Source organism: Streptomyces sp. NPDC044704, from assembly GCF_056433525.1.
In genome coordinates this window covers 36,636-52,346 of sequence record NZ_JBWKGY010000008.1, presented here as the reverse complement: position 1 = coordinate 52,346, position 15,711 = coordinate 36,636, and the positions used below count along the sequence as shown (strand labels likewise).

Annotated in this window: 16 protein-coding genes; 7 read left to right on the top strand and 9 right to left on the bottom strand. The window is 72.9% G+C overall.

Features of this window, described 5'->3' with window-relative positions; all coding sequences use genetic code 11:
- Positions 1-3 precede the first annotated feature (3 nt).
- The 7 genes from ccsB to hemL form a co-directional block, all read right to left on the bottom strand.
- The gene (gene ccsB, locus AC07B0_RS20895) at positions 4-1,083 is read right to left on the bottom strand and encodes a c-type cytochrome biogenesis protein CcsB (RefSeq protein WP_356872350.1); all 1,080 of its coding nucleotides are present in this window, start codon (positions 1,081-1,083) and stop codon (positions 4-6) included.
- Positions 1,080-2,786 (bottom strand): cytochrome c biogenesis protein ResB, encoded by a 1,707-nt coding sequence (resB, locus tag AC07B0_RS20890; protein ID WP_356872352.1) that lies wholly within the window; start codon positions 2,784-2,786, stop codon positions 1,080-1,082. The genes ccsB and resB overlap by 4 nt, the downstream gene beginning before the upstream one ends.
- 13 nt (positions 2,787-2,799) lie before the next feature.
- Positions 2,800-3,573 carry a cytochrome c biogenesis CcdA family protein gene (locus AC07B0_RS20885; protein WP_356872354.1) on the bottom strand — a complete coding sequence of 258 codons (774 nt, stop codon included), beginning with the start codon at positions 3,571-3,573 and terminating at the stop codon, positions 2,800-2,802.
- A gap of 4 nt (positions 3,574-3,577) precedes the next feature.
- Entirely contained in the window at positions 3,578-4,222 is a 645-nt protein-coding gene (locus tag AC07B0_RS20880; RefSeq protein ID WP_478898699.1) for a TlpA family protein disulfide reductase, read from the bottom strand.
- 75 nt (positions 4,223-4,297) lie between these two features.
- Positions 4,298-5,524, bottom strand: a complete 1,227-nt coding sequence (locus AC07B0_RS20875; protein WP_478898763.1) for a polysaccharide deacetylase family protein — start codon at positions 5,522-5,524, stop codon at positions 4,298-4,300.
- A gap of 314 nt (positions 5,525-5,838) precedes the next feature.
- Complete coding sequence (locus AC07B0_RS20870) at positions 5,839-6,486, bottom strand: histidine phosphatase family protein (RefSeq protein ID WP_356872464.1); 648 nt, start codon at positions 6,484-6,486, stop codon at positions 5,839-5,841.
- A 23-nt stretch (positions 6,487-6,509) separates the two neighbouring features.
- Positions 6,510-7,844, bottom strand: a complete 1,335-nt coding sequence (gene hemL, locus AC07B0_RS20865) for a glutamate-1-semialdehyde 2,1-aminomutase (RefSeq protein WP_356872359.1) — start codon at positions 7,842-7,844, stop codon at positions 6,510-6,512.
- Between the two features lie 133 nt (positions 7,845-7,977).
- On the opposite strand from hemL, the gene AC07B0_RS20860 reads away from it, so the two are divergent.
- Positions 7,978-8,595 (top strand): hypothetical protein, encoded by a 618-nt coding sequence (locus AC07B0_RS20860; RefSeq protein ID WP_356872361.1) that lies wholly within the window; start codon positions 7,978-7,980, stop codon positions 8,593-8,595.
- A 551-nt stretch (positions 8,596-9,146) separates the two neighbouring features.
- A complete protein-coding gene (locus tag AC07B0_RS20855) occupies positions 9,147-9,698 on the top strand; it encodes a GNAT family N-acetyltransferase (protein ID WP_469382257.1) in 552 nt (183 codons plus the stop codon).
- Positions 9,699-9,761: 63 nt separating this feature from the next.
- On the opposite strand, the gene AC07B0_RS20850 is transcribed toward AC07B0_RS20855, so the two are convergent.
- Positions 9,762-10,661: an NADP-dependent oxidoreductase gene (locus tag AC07B0_RS20850; RefSeq protein ID WP_478898762.1), complete on the bottom strand. Its 900-nt coding sequence runs from the start codon at positions 10,659-10,661 to the stop codon at positions 9,762-9,764.
- A gap of 191 nt (positions 10,662-10,852) precedes the next feature.
- On the opposite strand from AC07B0_RS20850, the gene AC07B0_RS20845 reads away from it, so the two are divergent.
- Genes AC07B0_RS20845 through AC07B0_RS20835 form a run of 3 tightly spaced genes read left to right on the top strand, consistent with a single transcriptional unit; the run spans position 10,853 to position 13,769 of the window.
- A complete protein-coding gene (locus AC07B0_RS20845; RefSeq protein WP_356872365.1) occupies positions 10,853-11,269 on the top strand; it encodes a winged helix-turn-helix transcriptional regulator in 417 nt (138 codons plus the stop codon).
- 41 nt (positions 11,270-11,310) lie between these two features.
- Entirely contained in the window at positions 11,311-12,045 is a 735-nt protein-coding gene (locus AC07B0_RS20840; RefSeq protein ID WP_356872367.1) for a Mut7-C RNAse domain-containing protein, read from the top strand.
- 41 nt (positions 12,046-12,086) lie between these two features.
- Positions 12,087-13,769 (top strand): FAD-dependent oxidoreductase, encoded by a 1,683-nt coding sequence (locus AC07B0_RS20835; protein WP_478898698.1) that lies wholly within the window; start codon positions 12,087-12,089, stop codon positions 13,767-13,769.
- Between the two features lie 75 nt (positions 13,770-13,844).
- Here AC07B0_RS20835 and AC07B0_RS20830 read toward each other — a convergent pair whose 3' ends face one another.
- On the bottom strand, positions 13,845-14,285 hold the full coding sequence (locus AC07B0_RS20830; RefSeq protein WP_356872468.1) for a hypothetical protein: 441 nt from the start codon (positions 14,283-14,285) through the stop codon (positions 13,845-13,847).
- 135 nt (positions 14,286-14,420) lie between these two features.
- Between AC07B0_RS20830 and AC07B0_RS20825 the strand changes: the two genes are divergently transcribed.
- Entirely contained in the window at positions 14,421-14,756 is a 336-nt protein-coding gene (locus AC07B0_RS20825; RefSeq protein ID WP_356872371.1) for a YnfA family protein, read from the top strand.
- A 178-nt stretch (positions 14,757-14,934) separates the two neighbouring features.
- Positions 14,935-15,705, top strand: coding sequence for an SDR family oxidoreductase (locus AC07B0_RS20820; RefSeq protein ID WP_356872373.1), 771 nt, complete (start codon positions 14,935-14,937; stop codon positions 15,703-15,705).
- Positions 15,706-15,711 lie beyond the last annotated feature (6 nt).

The following is a 15,711-nucleotide window of genomic DNA, read 5'->3' as shown; positions in this document are numbered from 1 at the left end:
CGGTCAGACGCCCGCGTACGAGTGCTTGCCGCTGAGCAGGATGTTCACGCCGTAGTAGTTCCAGATCCAGCAGGCGAACGCGAAGAGCGCGAGGTAGGCGGCCTTGCGGCCCTTCCAGCCCGCCGTGGCCCGTGCGTGCAGGTAGCAGGCGTACGCCACCCAGGTCACGAAGGACCAGACCTCCTTGGGGTCCCAGCCCCAGTAGCGGCCCCAGGCGTCGCCCGCCCAGATCGCGCCCGCGACGATGGTGAACGTCCACAGCGGGAAGACCGCCGCGTTGATCCGGTACGAGAACTTGTCGAGGGAGGCCGCCGAGGGCAGCCGCTCCATCACCGAGGTGCGCAGCCGGCCGGGCGTGCGGCCGGCCTCCAGGTGGCTCTCGTAGCTGTCGCGGAAGAGGTAGAGCACCGCGCCGGCCCCGCCGATGTAGAAGACGGCGCCGCAGAAGATGGCGGTGGAGACGTGGATCCACAGCCAGTACGAGTCCAGGGCCGGCACCAGCTGGTCGCTGTCGGTGTACAGCCACTTGGTGGCGATGCCGAGGTCCAGCAGGACGGTGGTGACCAGGATCAGGCCGAGCCAGCGCACGTTCTTCTTCAGCAGGAGCAGCACCAGGTACGCGCCGACGGCCACCGTGGAGAAGGTGATCGAGAACTCGTACATGTTGCCCCAGGGGGCCCGCCGCACCGACATGGCCCGGGCGACGACGCCGGCGGCCTCGATGAGGAAGCCGAGCACCGTCAGGGACACCGCGACGCGCCCGTACAGGTCGCCCTGCTCGTCGCCGCCCGCGGCGCCGGGGCCGTCCGGTACGTCGCGCGAGCCGGAGGCGGCGCGGGTGACGACCTTCGGCCTGTCGAGGACGGCGGTGCCCCCCTTGCCGCGCACCTGCACGGCGGGCGCCCCGGCGTCCTTCGCGGCGGTCAGCGCGGCGGCCGTACGGGCCACCTTGCTGCGGCTGCCGAAGGTCCACTCGGCGATGTGCGCGAGGAAGGCGAGCGTGTAGACCGCCATCGACGAATAGATCAGGTAGTTGCTGATCTGAGCCAGGCTCTCACTGAATGCGACTGCGAGCGGCGTCATCCGCGCTCCCCTTCAACAGATTCCTTGACAGGTGGTTCGGGCGCCGTGGGCGCCTGCTCGTGGAGCGCGGCGGAGAGCACCGCCAGTTCCTCCGGGAGCCGGGCGGACTCGCTGCGGCCGAGGCCCGCCATCTCGACGACGGTCACGCCGTCCTCGCCACGGACCGCCCGGACCCAGATCCGGCGGCGCTGGATGAACAGGGACGCGGCGAGGCCGCCGATGGCGACGACCGCGCCCGCGAGGGCGAGCCCGTTGGCGGGCTGCTGGGTGACCGAGAAGGTCGCCCAGCGCTCGATGCCCTCGAACTTCACGGTGCCGGCCCCGTCGGGCAGGGTCATGGTCTCGCCGGGGAGCAGCTTCTGCTTGAAGAGCTCGCCCTTCTCGTCCTTGAACATCTGCATCTTGGTCGTGTTGAGCTGGTACACGTTCTGCGGCAGGCCCGAGTCCACGCCGAGGCTGCCGTGGTAGGCGTTGAGCGCCAGGACCGGGAAGTTCAGCGCCGGGAACTGCGAGAACATCGTGCCCTGGCCCTCGCCCGCGTAGGTGGGCACGAACCAGGCGTTGAAGCCGAGCTGTTCCTTCTTGCCGGACTTGTCCTTGTACCCGTCGGTGACCTTGACGGCCCCGGAGGACGTGAGGTTGGAGTCCTGCGGCAGCATCGGCACGGCGTCCTTGAAGATCACCTTGCCGGTGGGGTCGGTCACCGAGATGACCGGCGCGTAGCCGTGGCCGAGCAGGAAGACCTTGGAGCCGTCGATCTCCAGCGGCTCGTTGACCTCGATCTCGGTCTTCCGCGGCGTTCCGTGGGCGCCCTCGCTGACGGTGACGTACGCCTTGAAGTCGCGCGGGGTGCCCTTCTGCGGGCCGCTCTCCTCGTAGGTCGCGTCGAACTTGTCGAGCGTGAAGGAGAACGGCGGCAGGCTGTCGGACGAGAAGAGGCTGCCGGACTTGAAGTCGTCGTACTGGGTGAGCGTGTTCGAGAAGCCCTTGCCGCGCAGGACGAGCTTGCCGCCCTCGGACTTGAAGAGCTGCCCCGCGGCGAAGGCCACCAGCATCACGATCAGAGCGATGTGGAAGGCCAGGTTCCCGGCCTCGCGCAGGTAGCCCTTCTCCGCGGCGACGGCTCCCGCGCCCGTCTCCGTACGGAAGCGCCGTCCGCCCAGGAGGGTCTTCGCCGAGGCGAGCACCTCCTCGGGGGACTTCTCCGTCCGCCACGTCGCGTAGACCGGCAGCCGGTCCAGGCGCCGGGGCGCGCCCGGCGGGCGGCCCGTGAGCTGGCCGACGAACTGCCAGGTGCGGGGCACGATGCAGCCGATGAGGGAGACGAACAGCAGGATGTAGATCGCGGAGAACCACACCGAGCTGTAGACGTCGAACAGCTGGAGCTTCTCGGCGACCGGAACCCAGAACTCGTGGGTCCGCTTCCACTCCTCGACCTTCATCGCGTCGACCTGCGTCTGCGGGACGAGCGAGCCGGGGATGGAGCCGAGGGACAGCAGGAACAGCAGGATCAGCGCCACCCGCATGGAGGTGAGCTGCCGCCAGAACCAGCGGGCCCAGCCGATCACGCCGATGCCCACGGGCGCCGACGGGCCGTCCTCCAGGGGGGCCGTGGACAGCTGCGCTCCGGCCGCCGCGTCGGTGGCGTCCGCGGACGCGGACTCGTGCGGCGCCCCGGTGGGCGCCTTGTCGGTCGTACTCATGTCCGTGTAGTCCTCAGATCCCCGCGGTGAAGCCGTCGGTCCAGCTCTGCATCTCCGTGACGATGCTGCTCCACATTCCTGTGACGAGCAGGATCCCGGTGAGGACCAGCATGCCGCCGCCGATGCGCATCACCCACGCGTAGTGCTTCTTCACCCAGCCGAAGGCGCCGAGGGCCTTGCGGAAGGCGACCGCGGCGAGGATGAACGGTACGCCGAGTCCGAGGCAGAAGACGGTGGTCAGCAGGGCGCCCCGGCCGGCGCTCGCCTGGTCGAAGGCCAGCGTGTTGACGGCGGCGAAGGTCGGGCCCATGCACGGGGTCCAGCCGACGCCGAACAGGACGCCCAGCACGGGCGCGCCGACCAGCCCGGCGGCCGGCTTCTTGTGGAAGCGGAGCTCGCGCATCGTCAGGCCGGGGATGAGCCCCATGAAGAACAGTCCGAGGACGATGACCAGGGCGCCGAGCACCCGGGTGATCACGTCCTGGTAGTCGTGGAGGGTCTCCCCGAAGTACCCGAAGAGCGCCCCGGTCGAGACGAACACGGCCGTGAAGCCGAGGACGAAGAGGGTGGCCCCGGTGACCATCCGGCCGCGCCGGGCCTCCGCGAGGTCGATCCCGCCGACGCCGGTGACGTAGGAGAGGTAGCCCGGGACCAGCGGCAGCACGCAGGGCGAGAAGAACGAGACCAGACCGCCGAGGAGGGCGATCGGCAGGGCGACCAGCAGGCCGCCGTTCAGGACCGTGGTGTTGACGCCGGTGGACTCGGCGGCCAGGAGGTACTCGACCACGAGGTCACTTCTCCGCGAGGAGCGGGTCGATCATCGAGCGGAGCTGCTCCTCGTTGAGGGCGACGAGGGCGCGCGAGGCGATCCGGCCCTCCTTGTCGAGGACGATCGTGGAGGGGATGGCCTGCGGGTTCAGCGTGCCCTTGGGGAAGCGGAGCATCAGCTTGCCGTCCGGGTCGTAGAGGCTCGGGTAGGTGATCCCGTAGGTCTCTTCGAAGGAGGCGGCGTTCTGCTTGCTGTTGTCGCGGGTGTTCAGTCCGACGAAGGCGACGTCCTTGCCGCCGTCGGCCATCTCCTGCGAGACCTTCGCGAAGTACGGGGCCTCCGCGCGGCACGGCGGACACCAGGAGCCCCACACGTTGAGGACGACGACCTTGCCCTTGAGCGTGGTCGTGTCGAGGGTCTGACCGGCCACGGTCTCCCCGTCGAGCTTGGGGGCCTCGGTGCGGTCGGCCTTGGCGACGGTGGAGATGCCGCTGGGGCCCGTGACGTAGTTGCCGCCGGCGGAGCCCGCGGACTTGCCGCCGCCGTTGCCGTCGCCGCACGCCGAGAGGGTCAGGGCGCTCGCGAGGGTCACCGCGGTCAGCAGGACGGCACGGCCGCTGGTCGAGCGGCGGCTACTTCGACGGACACGGGCGCGGCTAAGGCTCATGTGAAAAGTTTCGCATGAGCGATTTGCGGATCTTCCGCACCCCCCGACGGGATGTTAAGGCGCTGGTCAGGTACGTCAGCTGCGGGCGAGGTACGTTCCCCAGCCGCCGGCCGGGGCCCGGCCCGGGCCCAGGGCGTGCAGTTTGGCCAGCACGTTCGGGTCCTGGACGTCCAGCCAGTCGACGAACTGCCGGAAGGATATGAGGCGTACGTCCTTTTTGTCCGCCATGCCCTTGAGGGCCTCCTCGACGGCATCCATGTAGATGCCGCCGTTCCACTCCTCGAAGTGGTTGCCGATGAAGAGGGGTGCCCGGTTGGTCTCGTAGGCCCGCCGGAAGCCGCCGAGGTAGGTGGCGGTGGCCTGGGTGCGCCAGGCCGGGTAGTTGGCGGGGACGCCCCGGGTGCTGCTCCCGGACTGGTTGGCGAGGATGTTGTAGTCCATCGACAGCACCTCGAAGGAGCGCCCGGGGAAGGGCAGCGACTGCAGGGGCAGGTCCCAGAGGCCCTCCTTCTTCACCGGCCACGTCTGGAGGCCGCCCGGGGAGCTCGCGTCGTAGCGCCAGCCGAGCGCGCGGGCGGCGGGCAGCAGGGTCTCGCGGCCCAGGAGGCAGGGGGTGCGGCCGCCCGTCAGTTCCTTGCGGTAGTCGAAGGGGAGCGGGTCGAGGTCGGTGAAGCCGGTGTTCGTGCGCCAGCTGGTGACGAACGACACCGCCTGGTCGATCTCCTCGCGCCAGTCGTCCGCGGTCCACTTCGCGACGGAGCCCGGACCGCCGCAGAAGTGGCCGTTGAAGTGGGTGCCGATCTCGTGGCCGTCGAGCCAGGCCTCGCGGACCAGCCCGAGGGTGGTGCGGATGTTCTCGTCCTTCAGGTAGCCGATGTCGGAGGCGCCGACGGGGTTGTTGGGCGGCCGGTAGAGCTGCTTCTTGGACTCGGGCAGGAGGTAGAGGCCGGAGAGGAAGAAGGTCATGGCCGCGCCGTGGTCGCGGGCGAGCTTGAGGAAGCGCGGGAAGAGGCCGTTGCCGACCTCGCCGGCGCCGTCCCAGCTGAAGACCACGAACTGCGGCGGGGTCTCGCCGGGCTGGAGGGGTACGGGCGGGGCCGGCTGACGGGGCTGGGGGCCGGTGGTGGCGGTGGAGCCGTCACCGATCGGCTCGGCCGACGGCTTCGCGGGGCCGCCGGCGCCCTCCGCTCCCTGGCCGCCCGGGCCTGGTCCGCCGCCTCCGAACCCGCAGCCCGCGACACCCGTCGCGGCGGCAGCGCCAAGTCCGAGTCCGAGTACTCCCCTTCGACTGAATCCGCGCACGTCGCTCATGAACTGTCATATAAACGGACAATCCATGGCTGTCGACACCCCGACGCGGCCCAGGTGCGCGGACTTGCCCGAACCGATGCCGAAGCATGGCGTCGATTTGACCTACGGGCCGCCGGACGCGGGAGAGCCGGGGCTGGAGGGCCGGGGGCTGCGAGCCGGGGCGGGAGGGACGGCGGCTGGGAGCCGGGGCGGGAGGGCCGGCGGCTGGGAGCCGGGGGCGAATGCCGGATGCCGGGCCCCGGGTGGGGCCCGGCATCCGGGTCGGGCTGGGGGCGGCCGGGGTTCCGGTGGAACCCCGGCCGGGATCAGGCGCCGAAGGCCTTCGACTTGCCCTTCACCGGCTTCGCTCCGGCCAGCAGGTGCGCCGGGACCAGGTCCCGGGCCGGCTCGCTGTAACCCACCGACACCAGCCGCTCGCCCTGGTACGTGAACGACGTCAGCGAAGCCAGCGTGCACTGCCGGCGGCGCGGGTCGTGCCAGAGCCGCCGCTTCTCCGCGAAGCTGCGCACGATCCAGATCGGCAGCTGGTGGCTGACCGCCACCGCCTCGTGCCCGCGCGCGGCGTCCCGCGCGGCCTCGATCGCGCTCATCATCCGGACGACCTGCTCGACGTACGGCTCGCCCCAGGACGGCTTGAACGGGTTCGTCAGGTGCTTCCAGTTGCCCGGCTTGCGCAGGGCACCGTCGCCGACGCCGAAGGTCTTGCCCTCGAAGACGTTGCCCGCCTCCAGCAGCCGGCCGTCGGTGGCCAGGTCCAGGCCGTGCGTCTTCGCGATCGGCGTGGCCGTCTCCTGCGCCCGCTCCAGCGGGGAGGCCACCACGTACGTGATGTCCCGGTCCTGGAGGTGCTCGGCGACCCGGTCGGCCATCTGCCGGCCGAGCTCGGAGAGGTGGTAACCGGCGCGGCGGCCGTAGAGCACGCCGTCCGGGTTGTGCACCTCGCCGTGCCGCATCAGGTGGACCACGGTGATGTCGCTCACGCGCTCGCCTCCGGGCTCGCCTCGGCGGCCGCACGGGCCGCGGCGGGCAGGGCGGCGGCGATGCGCTCGACCGCCCGCTCGTCGTGCGCCGTCGACACGAACCAGGACTCGAACGCCGAGGGCGGCAGGTAGACGCCCTGCGACAGCATCGAGTGGAAGAACCCGTTGAAGCGGAAGCTCTCCTGCTTCTTCGCGTCGTCGTAGTTGCGGACCTCGTTCTCCGTGAAGAACACGGAGAACATGTTGGAGGCCGTCTGCACCCGGTGCGCGACGCCCTCCTTGGTCAGCGCCTCCGTCACCAGGCCCTGGATCTCCTTCGAGACCGCGTCGACCTTCTCGTACGCCGCCGCGTCCAGCAGGCGCAGCTGCGCGAGGCCGGCCGCGGTGGCGATCGGGTTACCGGAGAGCGTGCCCGCCTGGTAGACCGGGCCGGCCGGGGCCAGGTGGCCCATCACGTCGGCGCGGCCGCCGAAGGCCGCCGCCGGGAAGCCGCCGCCCATGACCTTGCCGAAGGTCATCAGGTCGGGCCTGACCCCGTCGACGCCGTACCAGCCGGCGCGGGAGGTGCGGAATCCCGTCATCACCTCGTCGGAGATGTACAGGGCGCCGTTCTCGCGGCAGAGGTCGGCCAGACCCTGGTTGAAGCCCTCGCCCGGGGTCACGACGCCCATGTTGCCGGGCGCGGCCTCGGTGATCACGCAGGCGATCTCGCCGGGGTGCGCGGCGAACGCCGCCCGCACGGAGTCGAGGTCGTTGTAGGGCAGCACGATCGTGTCCCCGGCCTGCGCGCCCGTCACGCCCGGGGTGTCCGGGAGCGCGAACGTCGCCAGCCCGGAACCGGCGGCGGCCAGCAGAGCGTCGACGTGTCCGTGGTAGCAGCCGGCGAACTTGACGACCTTGGCGCGACCGGTGAAGCCACGGGCCAGCCGGATCGCCGACATGGTCGCCTCGGTGCCGGACGACACCAGGCGGACCTGCTCGACGGGCTCGATGCGGGCGACGATCTCCTCGCCGAGGGCGACCTCGCCCTCACCGGGCGTCCCGAAGGACGTGCCGCGGGCGACCGCGGCCTGGACGGCCTCGATCACCTCGGGGTGGGAGTGGCCGAGAATCATCGGCCCCCACGAGCAGACGAGGTCGACGTACTCCCGCCCGTCGGCATCGGTCAGGTAGGGACCGGTACCGGACACCATGAACCGGGGCGTACCGCCCACGGCACGGAAGGCGCGGACGGGAGAGTTCACGCCGCCGGGGGTCACGAGGGACGCGCGCTCGAAGAGCGTCTGCGAAACTGGGGCTTCATACGGGTACGGGTAGCTCACACCAGCCATGGTCTCAGAGGCCGCGACAGACTTGCGGACGGGCGTTTCACCGCGCCGCCGCGGGGGAGGTCACTGCCATGATGATCAGGCTGCGTGGCGGGGGCCGCGGGGCCGGGGCAGGCAATACCAGTCGGGTGGAGATATGCAACGCGGTGGTGGACCGGGCGAGGGTACGGACGGCCTGGACCCGCAGCGCGCCCGCGATGCCCGCCGCAGAGGCAAGCACCGCCGCCGCGGTGCGGAAGCCGCCGAGCCCGTACCGGGTCCCACCCGCGCGCCCGACGGCGCGGACGGTGCGGACGGCCTCGCCCGGGGCCGCGGCATGGGAGTGACCTACAAGTACTTCGGCGCCCCCGACGGCGCGACGGCCGCGCGGGTCCCGGTGACGATGCGGCCGGAGGAGCTGGGCGGCGACGAGCTCGGCATGGGCGGCATGTTCACCAAGATCAAGCCGGAGACGGTCGCCGCGATGGTCCTGACCGGCATCGAGGGCATACCCCTGCACAAGGTGCCGCCGCTGGAGCTGGTCGTCCTCCACCCCGACTACGCGGTGGTCAAGCTCCCCATGACGGTGGTCGACCCGCTGCGCGGCGTCGGCGAGGAGTCCGTCGGCGCGGCCGCCTTCATCTGGTCCACGGTCCCCGACCGCGGGGGTCCGCGCGACGCGTTCAACGTCTACCAGCTGCTGCACGAGTGGCAGGACTTCTCCCACCGCCTCCACGAAGCCGGCCACCAGCCGTACTGCCTCGTCTGGCCCTGACAGCCCCCGACGGGTCTGGCCCTGATGCCCCCGACGGGGCGGAGCCGTCCGTGGCCCCGGACGCGGTCGCGGACCCGGTCGCGGCACCGGCCGCGGGGCGGGCGCCCGGTCCCGGCGCGATCCCGTTACCGGGTGCGGCTCCCGCGCGTGGCCCCGTTACCGGTCACGGCTCCCGCGCATGGTCCTGCCCGCAGGCGCGGCTCCCGCGCACGATCCCGTTATTGGTCGCGGCTCCCGCGCATGGTCCCGCCCGCGGGCGCGGTCCCTGGAGCGGTCCCCGGCGCGTTGCCCGTCCCTGGTCGCGACCCCACAGCCCGGCCCTGACCCGCCCCCGTTCCCGACCCGTTCCCGTGACCGTTCCCGTGCCCGGCCCCGCCTCCGACCCGTGCCCGTTCCCGCGCCTGACCCCGCCCCCTTCCCGCGCCCGTATCCGTTCCCGTTCCCGCGCCCGCGCCCGTTCTCGCGCCCGACCCCGCCCCGTGACCGTTCCCGTGCGCGTGACCGGGGACGTTCCGCGGACTCCCGGCCCGTTCGGTGCGTAGCGTGGCCCCATGGATCCCATGGAGACAGGACCCGCGGAGACACGCGTACGGCTGGAGCCCTGGGCGGCCGGGGACTTCTGGCTGCTGGAGCGCGCGAACGAGCCCGTCATGACCGAGCACCTCGGAGGCCCCGAGACGCCGGAGAAGCTCGCCGACCGGCACCGCCGCTACCTGGAGCTCGGCGCCCGCGAGCCGGCCGCCGGGCGCATGTTCCGGGTGGTGCTGGAGGATTCGGGCGAAACCGTCGGCTCGATCGGCTTCTGGGAACGCACCTGGCGGGACGAGCCGGTGTACGAGACCGGCTGGGGCGTCCTTCCCGAGCACCAGGGCCGGGGACTGGCCGCCGCCGCCCTGGCGGAACTCGTCCGCCACGTCACCGCCCACGGCGACCGCCCCGCCCTGCACGCCTTCCCCGGCACCGACCATCCGGCGTCCAACGCGGTCTGCCGCCGGGGCGGGTTCACCAACCTGGGCCGGGTCGACTTCGAGTACCCGCCGGGCGTCCCCCACCCCAGCAACGACTGGCGCCTCGACCTGCCCAAGAAGACCGAGCCCTCCTGACACCCCTGGCGCCACTGTCACTTCTGGCACTCCTGGCACTGGCGGGCCCGGCCGGCCCGGGGTTCAGGCCACCGTGAGGACCAGGCGGCCGCGCAGGCCGCCGGCGGCGAGGCGGGCATGGGCCCCGGCGGCGTCCGCGAGCGGCACGGTGTCCGCCACGCGGAGGGTCAGCTCGCCGGAGTCGACCAGCGACACCAGCCGGGCCAGGTGCGCACCGTCGGGCGCGACCTCCTGCTCCTCGACCCGGATCCCGCGCTCCGCCGCCGGCGCGGCGTGGGGGCGCAGGCCGACGTAGACCCCGCCGTCGCGGACGAAGGACAGCGCGGGCTCGCCCAGTACCGCCGCGTCCAGGACCCCGTCGACCGGCCCGGCGGGTGCCGTACCGCGCGGCACGAACCCGGCCGCGCCGAGCGACCGTACGAGACCTTCGTCCTCGGCGCCCGCCAGGGCCGTCACCTTCAGGCCGGCCCGGACTGCGAGCTGGACGGCGAGTCCGCCGACGACCCCCGCCGCACCGGTGACCAGGACCGAGGAGCCCGGGGCGAGCCCCAGCAGGTCGACCGCCCGCGCCGCGGTCAGCCCGCTCAGCGGGAGCGCCGCCGCCGCGGCCGCGTCCACCGACGCGGGGGCCACGGCCACCGCCGAGGCGTCCAGGACCGCGTACTCGGCGTGCGTTCCCAGCGGCTTCACCGGGCCGTACTGCAGCCCGACCACCCGCTGGCCGGCCTCCCAGCCGGACACCCCCGGGCCGACCTCGTCGATCTCGCCCGCCACGTCCCAGCCGAGCCCGAGCCGCTGCCCCTCGCCGCCGAAGACCCCGGAGCGGACCGCCCCGTCCACGGGGTTCACGCCGGCCGCGTGCACCCGTATCCGTATCTGCCCGGCCGCCGGTACCGGCACCGGCACCTCGGCGATCTCCACCCGCTCCGGTCCATCGAAGCCGTTCACCACCGCCGCCCTCATGCTCGAAGTCCCCGTGCTCGAAGCCCCCGTGCTCGAAGTCCGCGTGGCCGTCGTGCGCTCGCTCATGGTCTCTCCCCGTGTTGGTCCGCTGGTTTTCAGCCGTTCCGATGGGCACTAACTTATGGAGAGGTACTCTCCTTTCGTAAGTACGTACTCCGGAGTGCGTACCCGACCCGAAGGTGGGTTCCCCCATGGCCACCCGCACCGCCGCCGCCCTGCGCGAGGAAGCCCGCGCCGCCTACGACGCCTTCGTCAAGGAGTGCCCCACCGGCCAACTCCTGGCCCGCATCAGCGACAAGTGGGTCGGCCTCGTCCTCAGCGCCCTCGGCCAGTCCGAGACCGGCTCCCTGCGCTACAGCGACCTCGGCCGCAAGATCCCCGGCGTCAGCCAGAAGATGCTCACCCAGACCCTCCGCTCCCTCGAACGCGACGGCCTCGTCACCCGTACCGTCACCCCCACCGTCCCCGTGCGCGTCGACTACTCCCTCACCGAACTCGGCCGCAGCCTCGGCGGACTCCTCACCTCCGTGAAACTCTGGGCCGAAAGCCACTTCGACGAGGTCAACGCCCATCGAGAGGCCTACGACCAGGGCACCGCATCCGCTTAATCGGGCGGCGCGGCCCGGCTCGCCGATGGCATGCTGGGGCCGTGAACGGTCCCGGCATTCAGCTCACCCTCGCTCCCGAACTGCGCCTCTTCGCCCCGCCCAGCCGGCGCGCGGAACGCGTACCGACCGCCACCGACGGCGCCTCCAGCATCGGCCACGTCGTCGAGTCGGCGGGCGTCCCGCTGACCGAGGTCGGCCGCCTGCTCGTCGACGGCCACGAGGTGCCCGTCTCGTACGTGCCCCAAGCGGGCCAGTCCGTCGAGGTGTTCGGCGTGGACCGCCCCCAACGGATCCCCGGCGCCCCGCTGCGCTTCCTCCTCGACGTCCACCTCGGCACCCTCGCCCGCCGCCTGCGCCTGCTCGGCGTCGACGCCGCCTACGAGAACGAGGACATCGGCGACCCCGCCCTCGCCACCCGCTCCGCCGCCGAGCAGCGCGTCCTGCTCTCCCGCGACCGCGGACTGCTCCGCCGCCGCGAGATCTTCGCCGGCGCCTACGTCTACAGCGACAACCCCGACGAGCAACTGCGCGACGTCCTGGGCCGCTTCCGCCCGGAGCTCACGCCCTGGACCCGCTGCACCGCCTGCAACGGCCCGCTCCGCGAGGCCGACAAGGACAGCGTGGGCGACCGTCTGGAGCACGGCACGCAGCGCTCGTACGACGTCTTCGCCCAGTGCACCGCCTGCGAGCGCGTCTACTGGCGCGGCGCCCACCACGCCCGCCTGGAAGGGATCGTCGGCGACGCCGTGGCGGAATTCGGCGGCGGCGCCGCCTGACACGGTCCGGTGCGGGCGCCCGGCTGGCAGACTCCCCGGGCATGACCGCCGCCGAGAACACCACGGGCGCCGCCGGCGCCACGGGCCCCGCGAGCCGCCCGGAGACCGGTACAGCCGTCGCCAGTACAGCCGTCGTCGATTCGGCCGTCGCCAGTACAGCCGTCGCCGATGCAGCCGTCGTCGACGTGGCCGTCGTCGGCGCCGGACCCACCGGGCTCCTGATCGCCGGCGACCTCGCCGCCGCCGGTCTCTCCGTCGCCCTCGTCGAAAAACGCCCCCGCACGGCCGCCAACCTCACCCGCGCCTTCGCCGTCCACGCCCGCACCCTCGAACTCCTCGACGCGCGCGGCCTCGCCGACGAACTCGTCTCCACCGGCCGCCGCATCGACCGCCTGAACCCCTTCGGTGGCATGGCCCTCTCCCTTCAACGGCTGCGCAGCCGCTACCCGTTCGTCCTGATCACTCCTCAATATGAGACAGAGAAACTGCTGGAGCGCCGCGCGCTGTCCACAGGAGTGGACATCCAGTACGACAGTCAGGTCACAGACCTCCACCAGGACCACGACACCGCCACCCTCACCCTCACCGGCCCGGCGGGCGGCACCCGCCGCATCCACGCCCGCCACGTCGTCGGCGCCGACGGCGTCCGCTCCACCGTCCGCGAAGCCCTCGGCCTGCCCTTCCCCGGCAAGGCCGTCGTCCGCTCCATGGTCCTGGCCGACGTACGCCTCACCGATCCGCCCGAGGACCTCCTCGCCTTCAACGGCACCGCCGACGCCTTCGGCTTCCTCGTCCCCTTCCACGACGGCTGGTACCGCGCCATCGGCTGGCGCCGCCCCGGCCGGGCCTCCGCCGGCGCAGCCGAACCCGCAGACCCCGCCGAACCCGCAGGCCTCGACGAACCCGTAGGCCTCGACGAGGTCCGCGCCCTCATCACCGACGCCCTCGGCACCGACCACGGCATCCACGAGGCCCGCTGGACGTCCCGCTTCCGCAGCGACGAACGCCAGGTGCCCCGCTACCGCGTCGGCCGCGTCTTCCTCGCCGGCGACGCCGCCCACGTCCACTCCCCCGCCGGCGGCCTCGGCATGAACACCGGCCTCCAGGACGCCGCCAACCTCTCCTGGAAACTCGCCGCCGTCCTCCACGGCCAGGCCCCCGACCCCGAGACCCTCCTCGACAGCTACCACCGCGAACGCCACCCCGTCGGCCGCGCCGCGCTGCGCACCAGCGGCGCCATCGTCCGCGCCGTCATGGTGCCCGGCGCCGCCGCCCGCGCCGCCCGCGGCCTCGCCGCCACGTTCCTCGCCCGCGTCGGCCCCGCCCAGGACCACGCCCTCGGCCTGATCTCCGGGATCGGACTCGCCTACCCGGCACCGCCCGGCACCCGCCGCCCCTCCCCCGCCGGCCGGCGCGCCCCCGACGTCGCCCTGGCCCCCGACCCCCACCGCCCGGACCCCGCCCACCGGGCAACGCGCCTGTACGAGGCCCTGCGCGGCGGCGGCTTCGTCCTCGTCACCCCGCCCGGCGCGGCCACCCCGCCCGGAACCCCCCTCACGCACCGCCACTGGGCCGCGCGGCGACGTACGGCCTGTGTCCTCGTACGCCCCGACGGGTACGTCGCCTGGAGCGCCCCCCGGGCCACCGACGCCGAACTCGCGCACGCGGTGGCCGCCTGGCTGCTCCCCGGCAAGCCCCAGCCCGGACCGGAAGGGCCGGGGTGAACGGGCCGGGGTGAACGGGCCGGGGTGAACCGGGCCGGGGCAACCGGAGGACCCGCCCCGGAAGGGGGCGCCGCCTCAGAAGGCGTAGTCGTCGCCCGTGTCCAGCGCGAGCACCACGTGGTCGTTGTTGGTGCTGTTGCGGTCGGTCGCCCCGCCGTTCCACCACGTGTCGATCCGCACCACCACCTCCGACGGCCGCTCGCGCAGGTTCAGCAGCAGTCCGATGTGCCGGCCCCTGCCGTGCTCCGGGAGCGCGCCCGTCTCGCACACCACCTCGCGCAGACCCGCCCGCGCACAGCCCCCGGCCAGGTCCTGCCGGTCGGCGAGGTCCACCGACAGGCGGATGCGCAGGGTCGCGTTCGGCAGCGCCGAGGGCCCCTCGTTCTCCGGGACCGTCCACACCCTCAGCTGGCCCGGGGTCAGGGCGACCCGTCCGTGGTAGGCCACGTCGGCCTCCGGTCCCACCAGGGCCTCGGCCTGCCCGGCCCCGCCCAGCACCAGCAATCCCGCCAACACCACACTCCGTACGGCACCACGGCGCACCGCCACCACCTCCTCGCGCGGACGCTAGCCAGTCCGCACGCCCCCCGGTCGGACCATCACACGAACGAGGGCGAGCCCTCCCCCATTCGCCTGCGTAGGATTCGAGCCATGCCGATCGCCCGCTCCGCGCTCCTCTTCGCCCTCGCCGCCGTCCTGGAGATCGGCGGCGCCTGGCTCGTCTGGCAAGGCGTACGGGAGCACAAGGGCTGGGCCTGGATCGGCGCCGGAGTCATCGCCCTCGGCCTCTACGGATTCGTCGCCACCCTCCAGCCCCAGGGCGACTTCGCGCGCGTCCTCGCCGCGTACGGCGGGGTCTTCGTCGCCGGCTCCCTGGCCTGGGGCGCGGTCGCCGACGGCTACCGCCCCGACCGCTGGGACGTCACCGGCGCCCTCGTCTGCCTCGCGGGCATGGCCGTCATCATGTACGCGCCACGCGGCCACTGAGCTCACGCCCACCGCGCGCGGCCCCCGGCCGGGAGGCCACCGGCCGGAAGGCCACCGCGCGGGAAGCCGCCGCGCGACAGGCCCCCGGGCCGAAGCCCACCGCGCGAAAGGCGACCGGTCACCGCCCCCGCCTATGCTGACGGAAATCGCCCGTACGAACGAACGAGGAGCCCCGCCCATGAGCACGGCCACCCGCACCGCCGTAGTCACCGGCGCGAGCAGCGGAATCGGCGCGGCCACCGCCCGGCAGCTCGCCGCAGCCGGCTACCACGTCGTCCTGACCGCCCGCCGCAAGGACCGCATCGAGGCCCTCGCCGCCGAGCTCACCGCCGCGGGCCACGAGGCCACCGCCCACGCCCTCGACGTCACCGACCGGCCCGCCGTCGACGCCTTCGCGGCCTCCCTGGAGCGCTTCCCCTCCGTCGACGTCCTCGTGAACAACGCCGGCGGCGCGCTCGGCGCCGAGCCCGTCGCCACCGGCGACCCCGCCGACTGGCGCACGATGTACGAGGTCAACGTCATCGGCACGCTGCACGTGACCCAGGCCCTGCTCCCGGCCCTCACCGCCTCCGGCGACGGCACCGTCGTCGTGCTCTCCTCGACCGCCGGGCACTCCACCTACGAGGGCGGCGCGGGCTACGTCGCCGCCAAGAACGGTGCCCGCGTCCTCGCCGAAACCCTCCGCCTGGAGATCGTCGGCCAGCCGGTCCGCGTCATCGAGATCGCCCCCGGCATGGTCAAGACCGAGGAGTTCGCCACCACCCGCTTCCGCGGGGACACCGAGAAGGCCGCCAAGGTCTACGCGGGCGTGGCGGAGCCCCTGTCCGCCGACGACGTGGCCGACACCATCACCTGGGCGGTGACCCGTCCCAGCCACGTCAACATCGACCTGCTGGTGGTCCGGCCCCGCGCCCAGGCCTCGAACACGAAGGTCCACCGCGAGCTCTAGTGCCGC

Bases quoted from the DNA above. Each gene is read 5' to 3' on its own strand.
- AC07B0_RS20880 (WP_478898699.1), bottom strand. From the start codon at position 4,222: ATGAGCCTTAGCCGCGCCCGTGTCCGTCGAAGTAGCCGCCGCTCGACC.
- AC07B0_RS20850 (WP_478898762.1), bottom strand. From the start codon at position 10,661: ATGAGGGCGGCGGTGGTGAACGGCTTCGATGGACCGGAGCGGGTGGAG.
- AC07B0_RS20825 (WP_356872371.1), top strand. From the start codon at position 14,421: ATGCCGATCGCCCGCTCCGCGCTCCTCTTCGCCCTCGCCGCCGTCCTG.
- hemL (WP_356872359.1), bottom strand. From the start codon at position 7,844: ATGGCTGGTGTGAGCTACCCGTACCCGTATGAAGCCCCAGTTTCGCAG.
- AC07B0_RS20870 (WP_356872464.1), bottom strand. From the start codon at position 6,486: ATGCGGCACGGCGAGGTGCACAACCCGGACGGCGTGCTCTACGGCCGC.
- AC07B0_RS20860 (WP_356872361.1), top strand. From the start codon at position 7,978: ATGCAACGCGGTGGTGGACCGGGCGAGGGTACGGACGGCCTGGACCCG.
- AC07B0_RS20835 (WP_478898698.1), top strand. From the start codon at position 12,087: ATGACCGCCGCCGAGAACACCACGGGCGCCGCCGGCGCCACGGGCCCC.
- AC07B0_RS20820 (WP_356872373.1), top strand. From the start codon at position 14,935: ATGAGCACGGCCACCCGCACCGCCGTAGTCACCGGCGCGAGCAGCGGA.
- resB (WP_356872352.1), bottom strand. From the start codon at position 2,786: ATGAGTACGACCGACAAGGCGCCCACCGGGGCGCCGCACGAGTCCGCG.
- AC07B0_RS20855 (WP_469382257.1), top strand. From the start codon at position 9,147: ATGGATCCCATGGAGACAGGACCCGCGGAGACACGCGTACGGCTGGAG.
- ccsB (WP_356872350.1), bottom strand. From the start codon at position 1,083: ATGACGCCGCTCGCAGTCGCATTCAGTGAGAGCCTGGCTCAGATCAGC.
- AC07B0_RS20845 (WP_356872365.1), top strand. From the start codon at position 10,853: ATGGCCACCCGCACCGCCGCCGCCCTGCGCGAGGAAGCCCGCGCCGCC.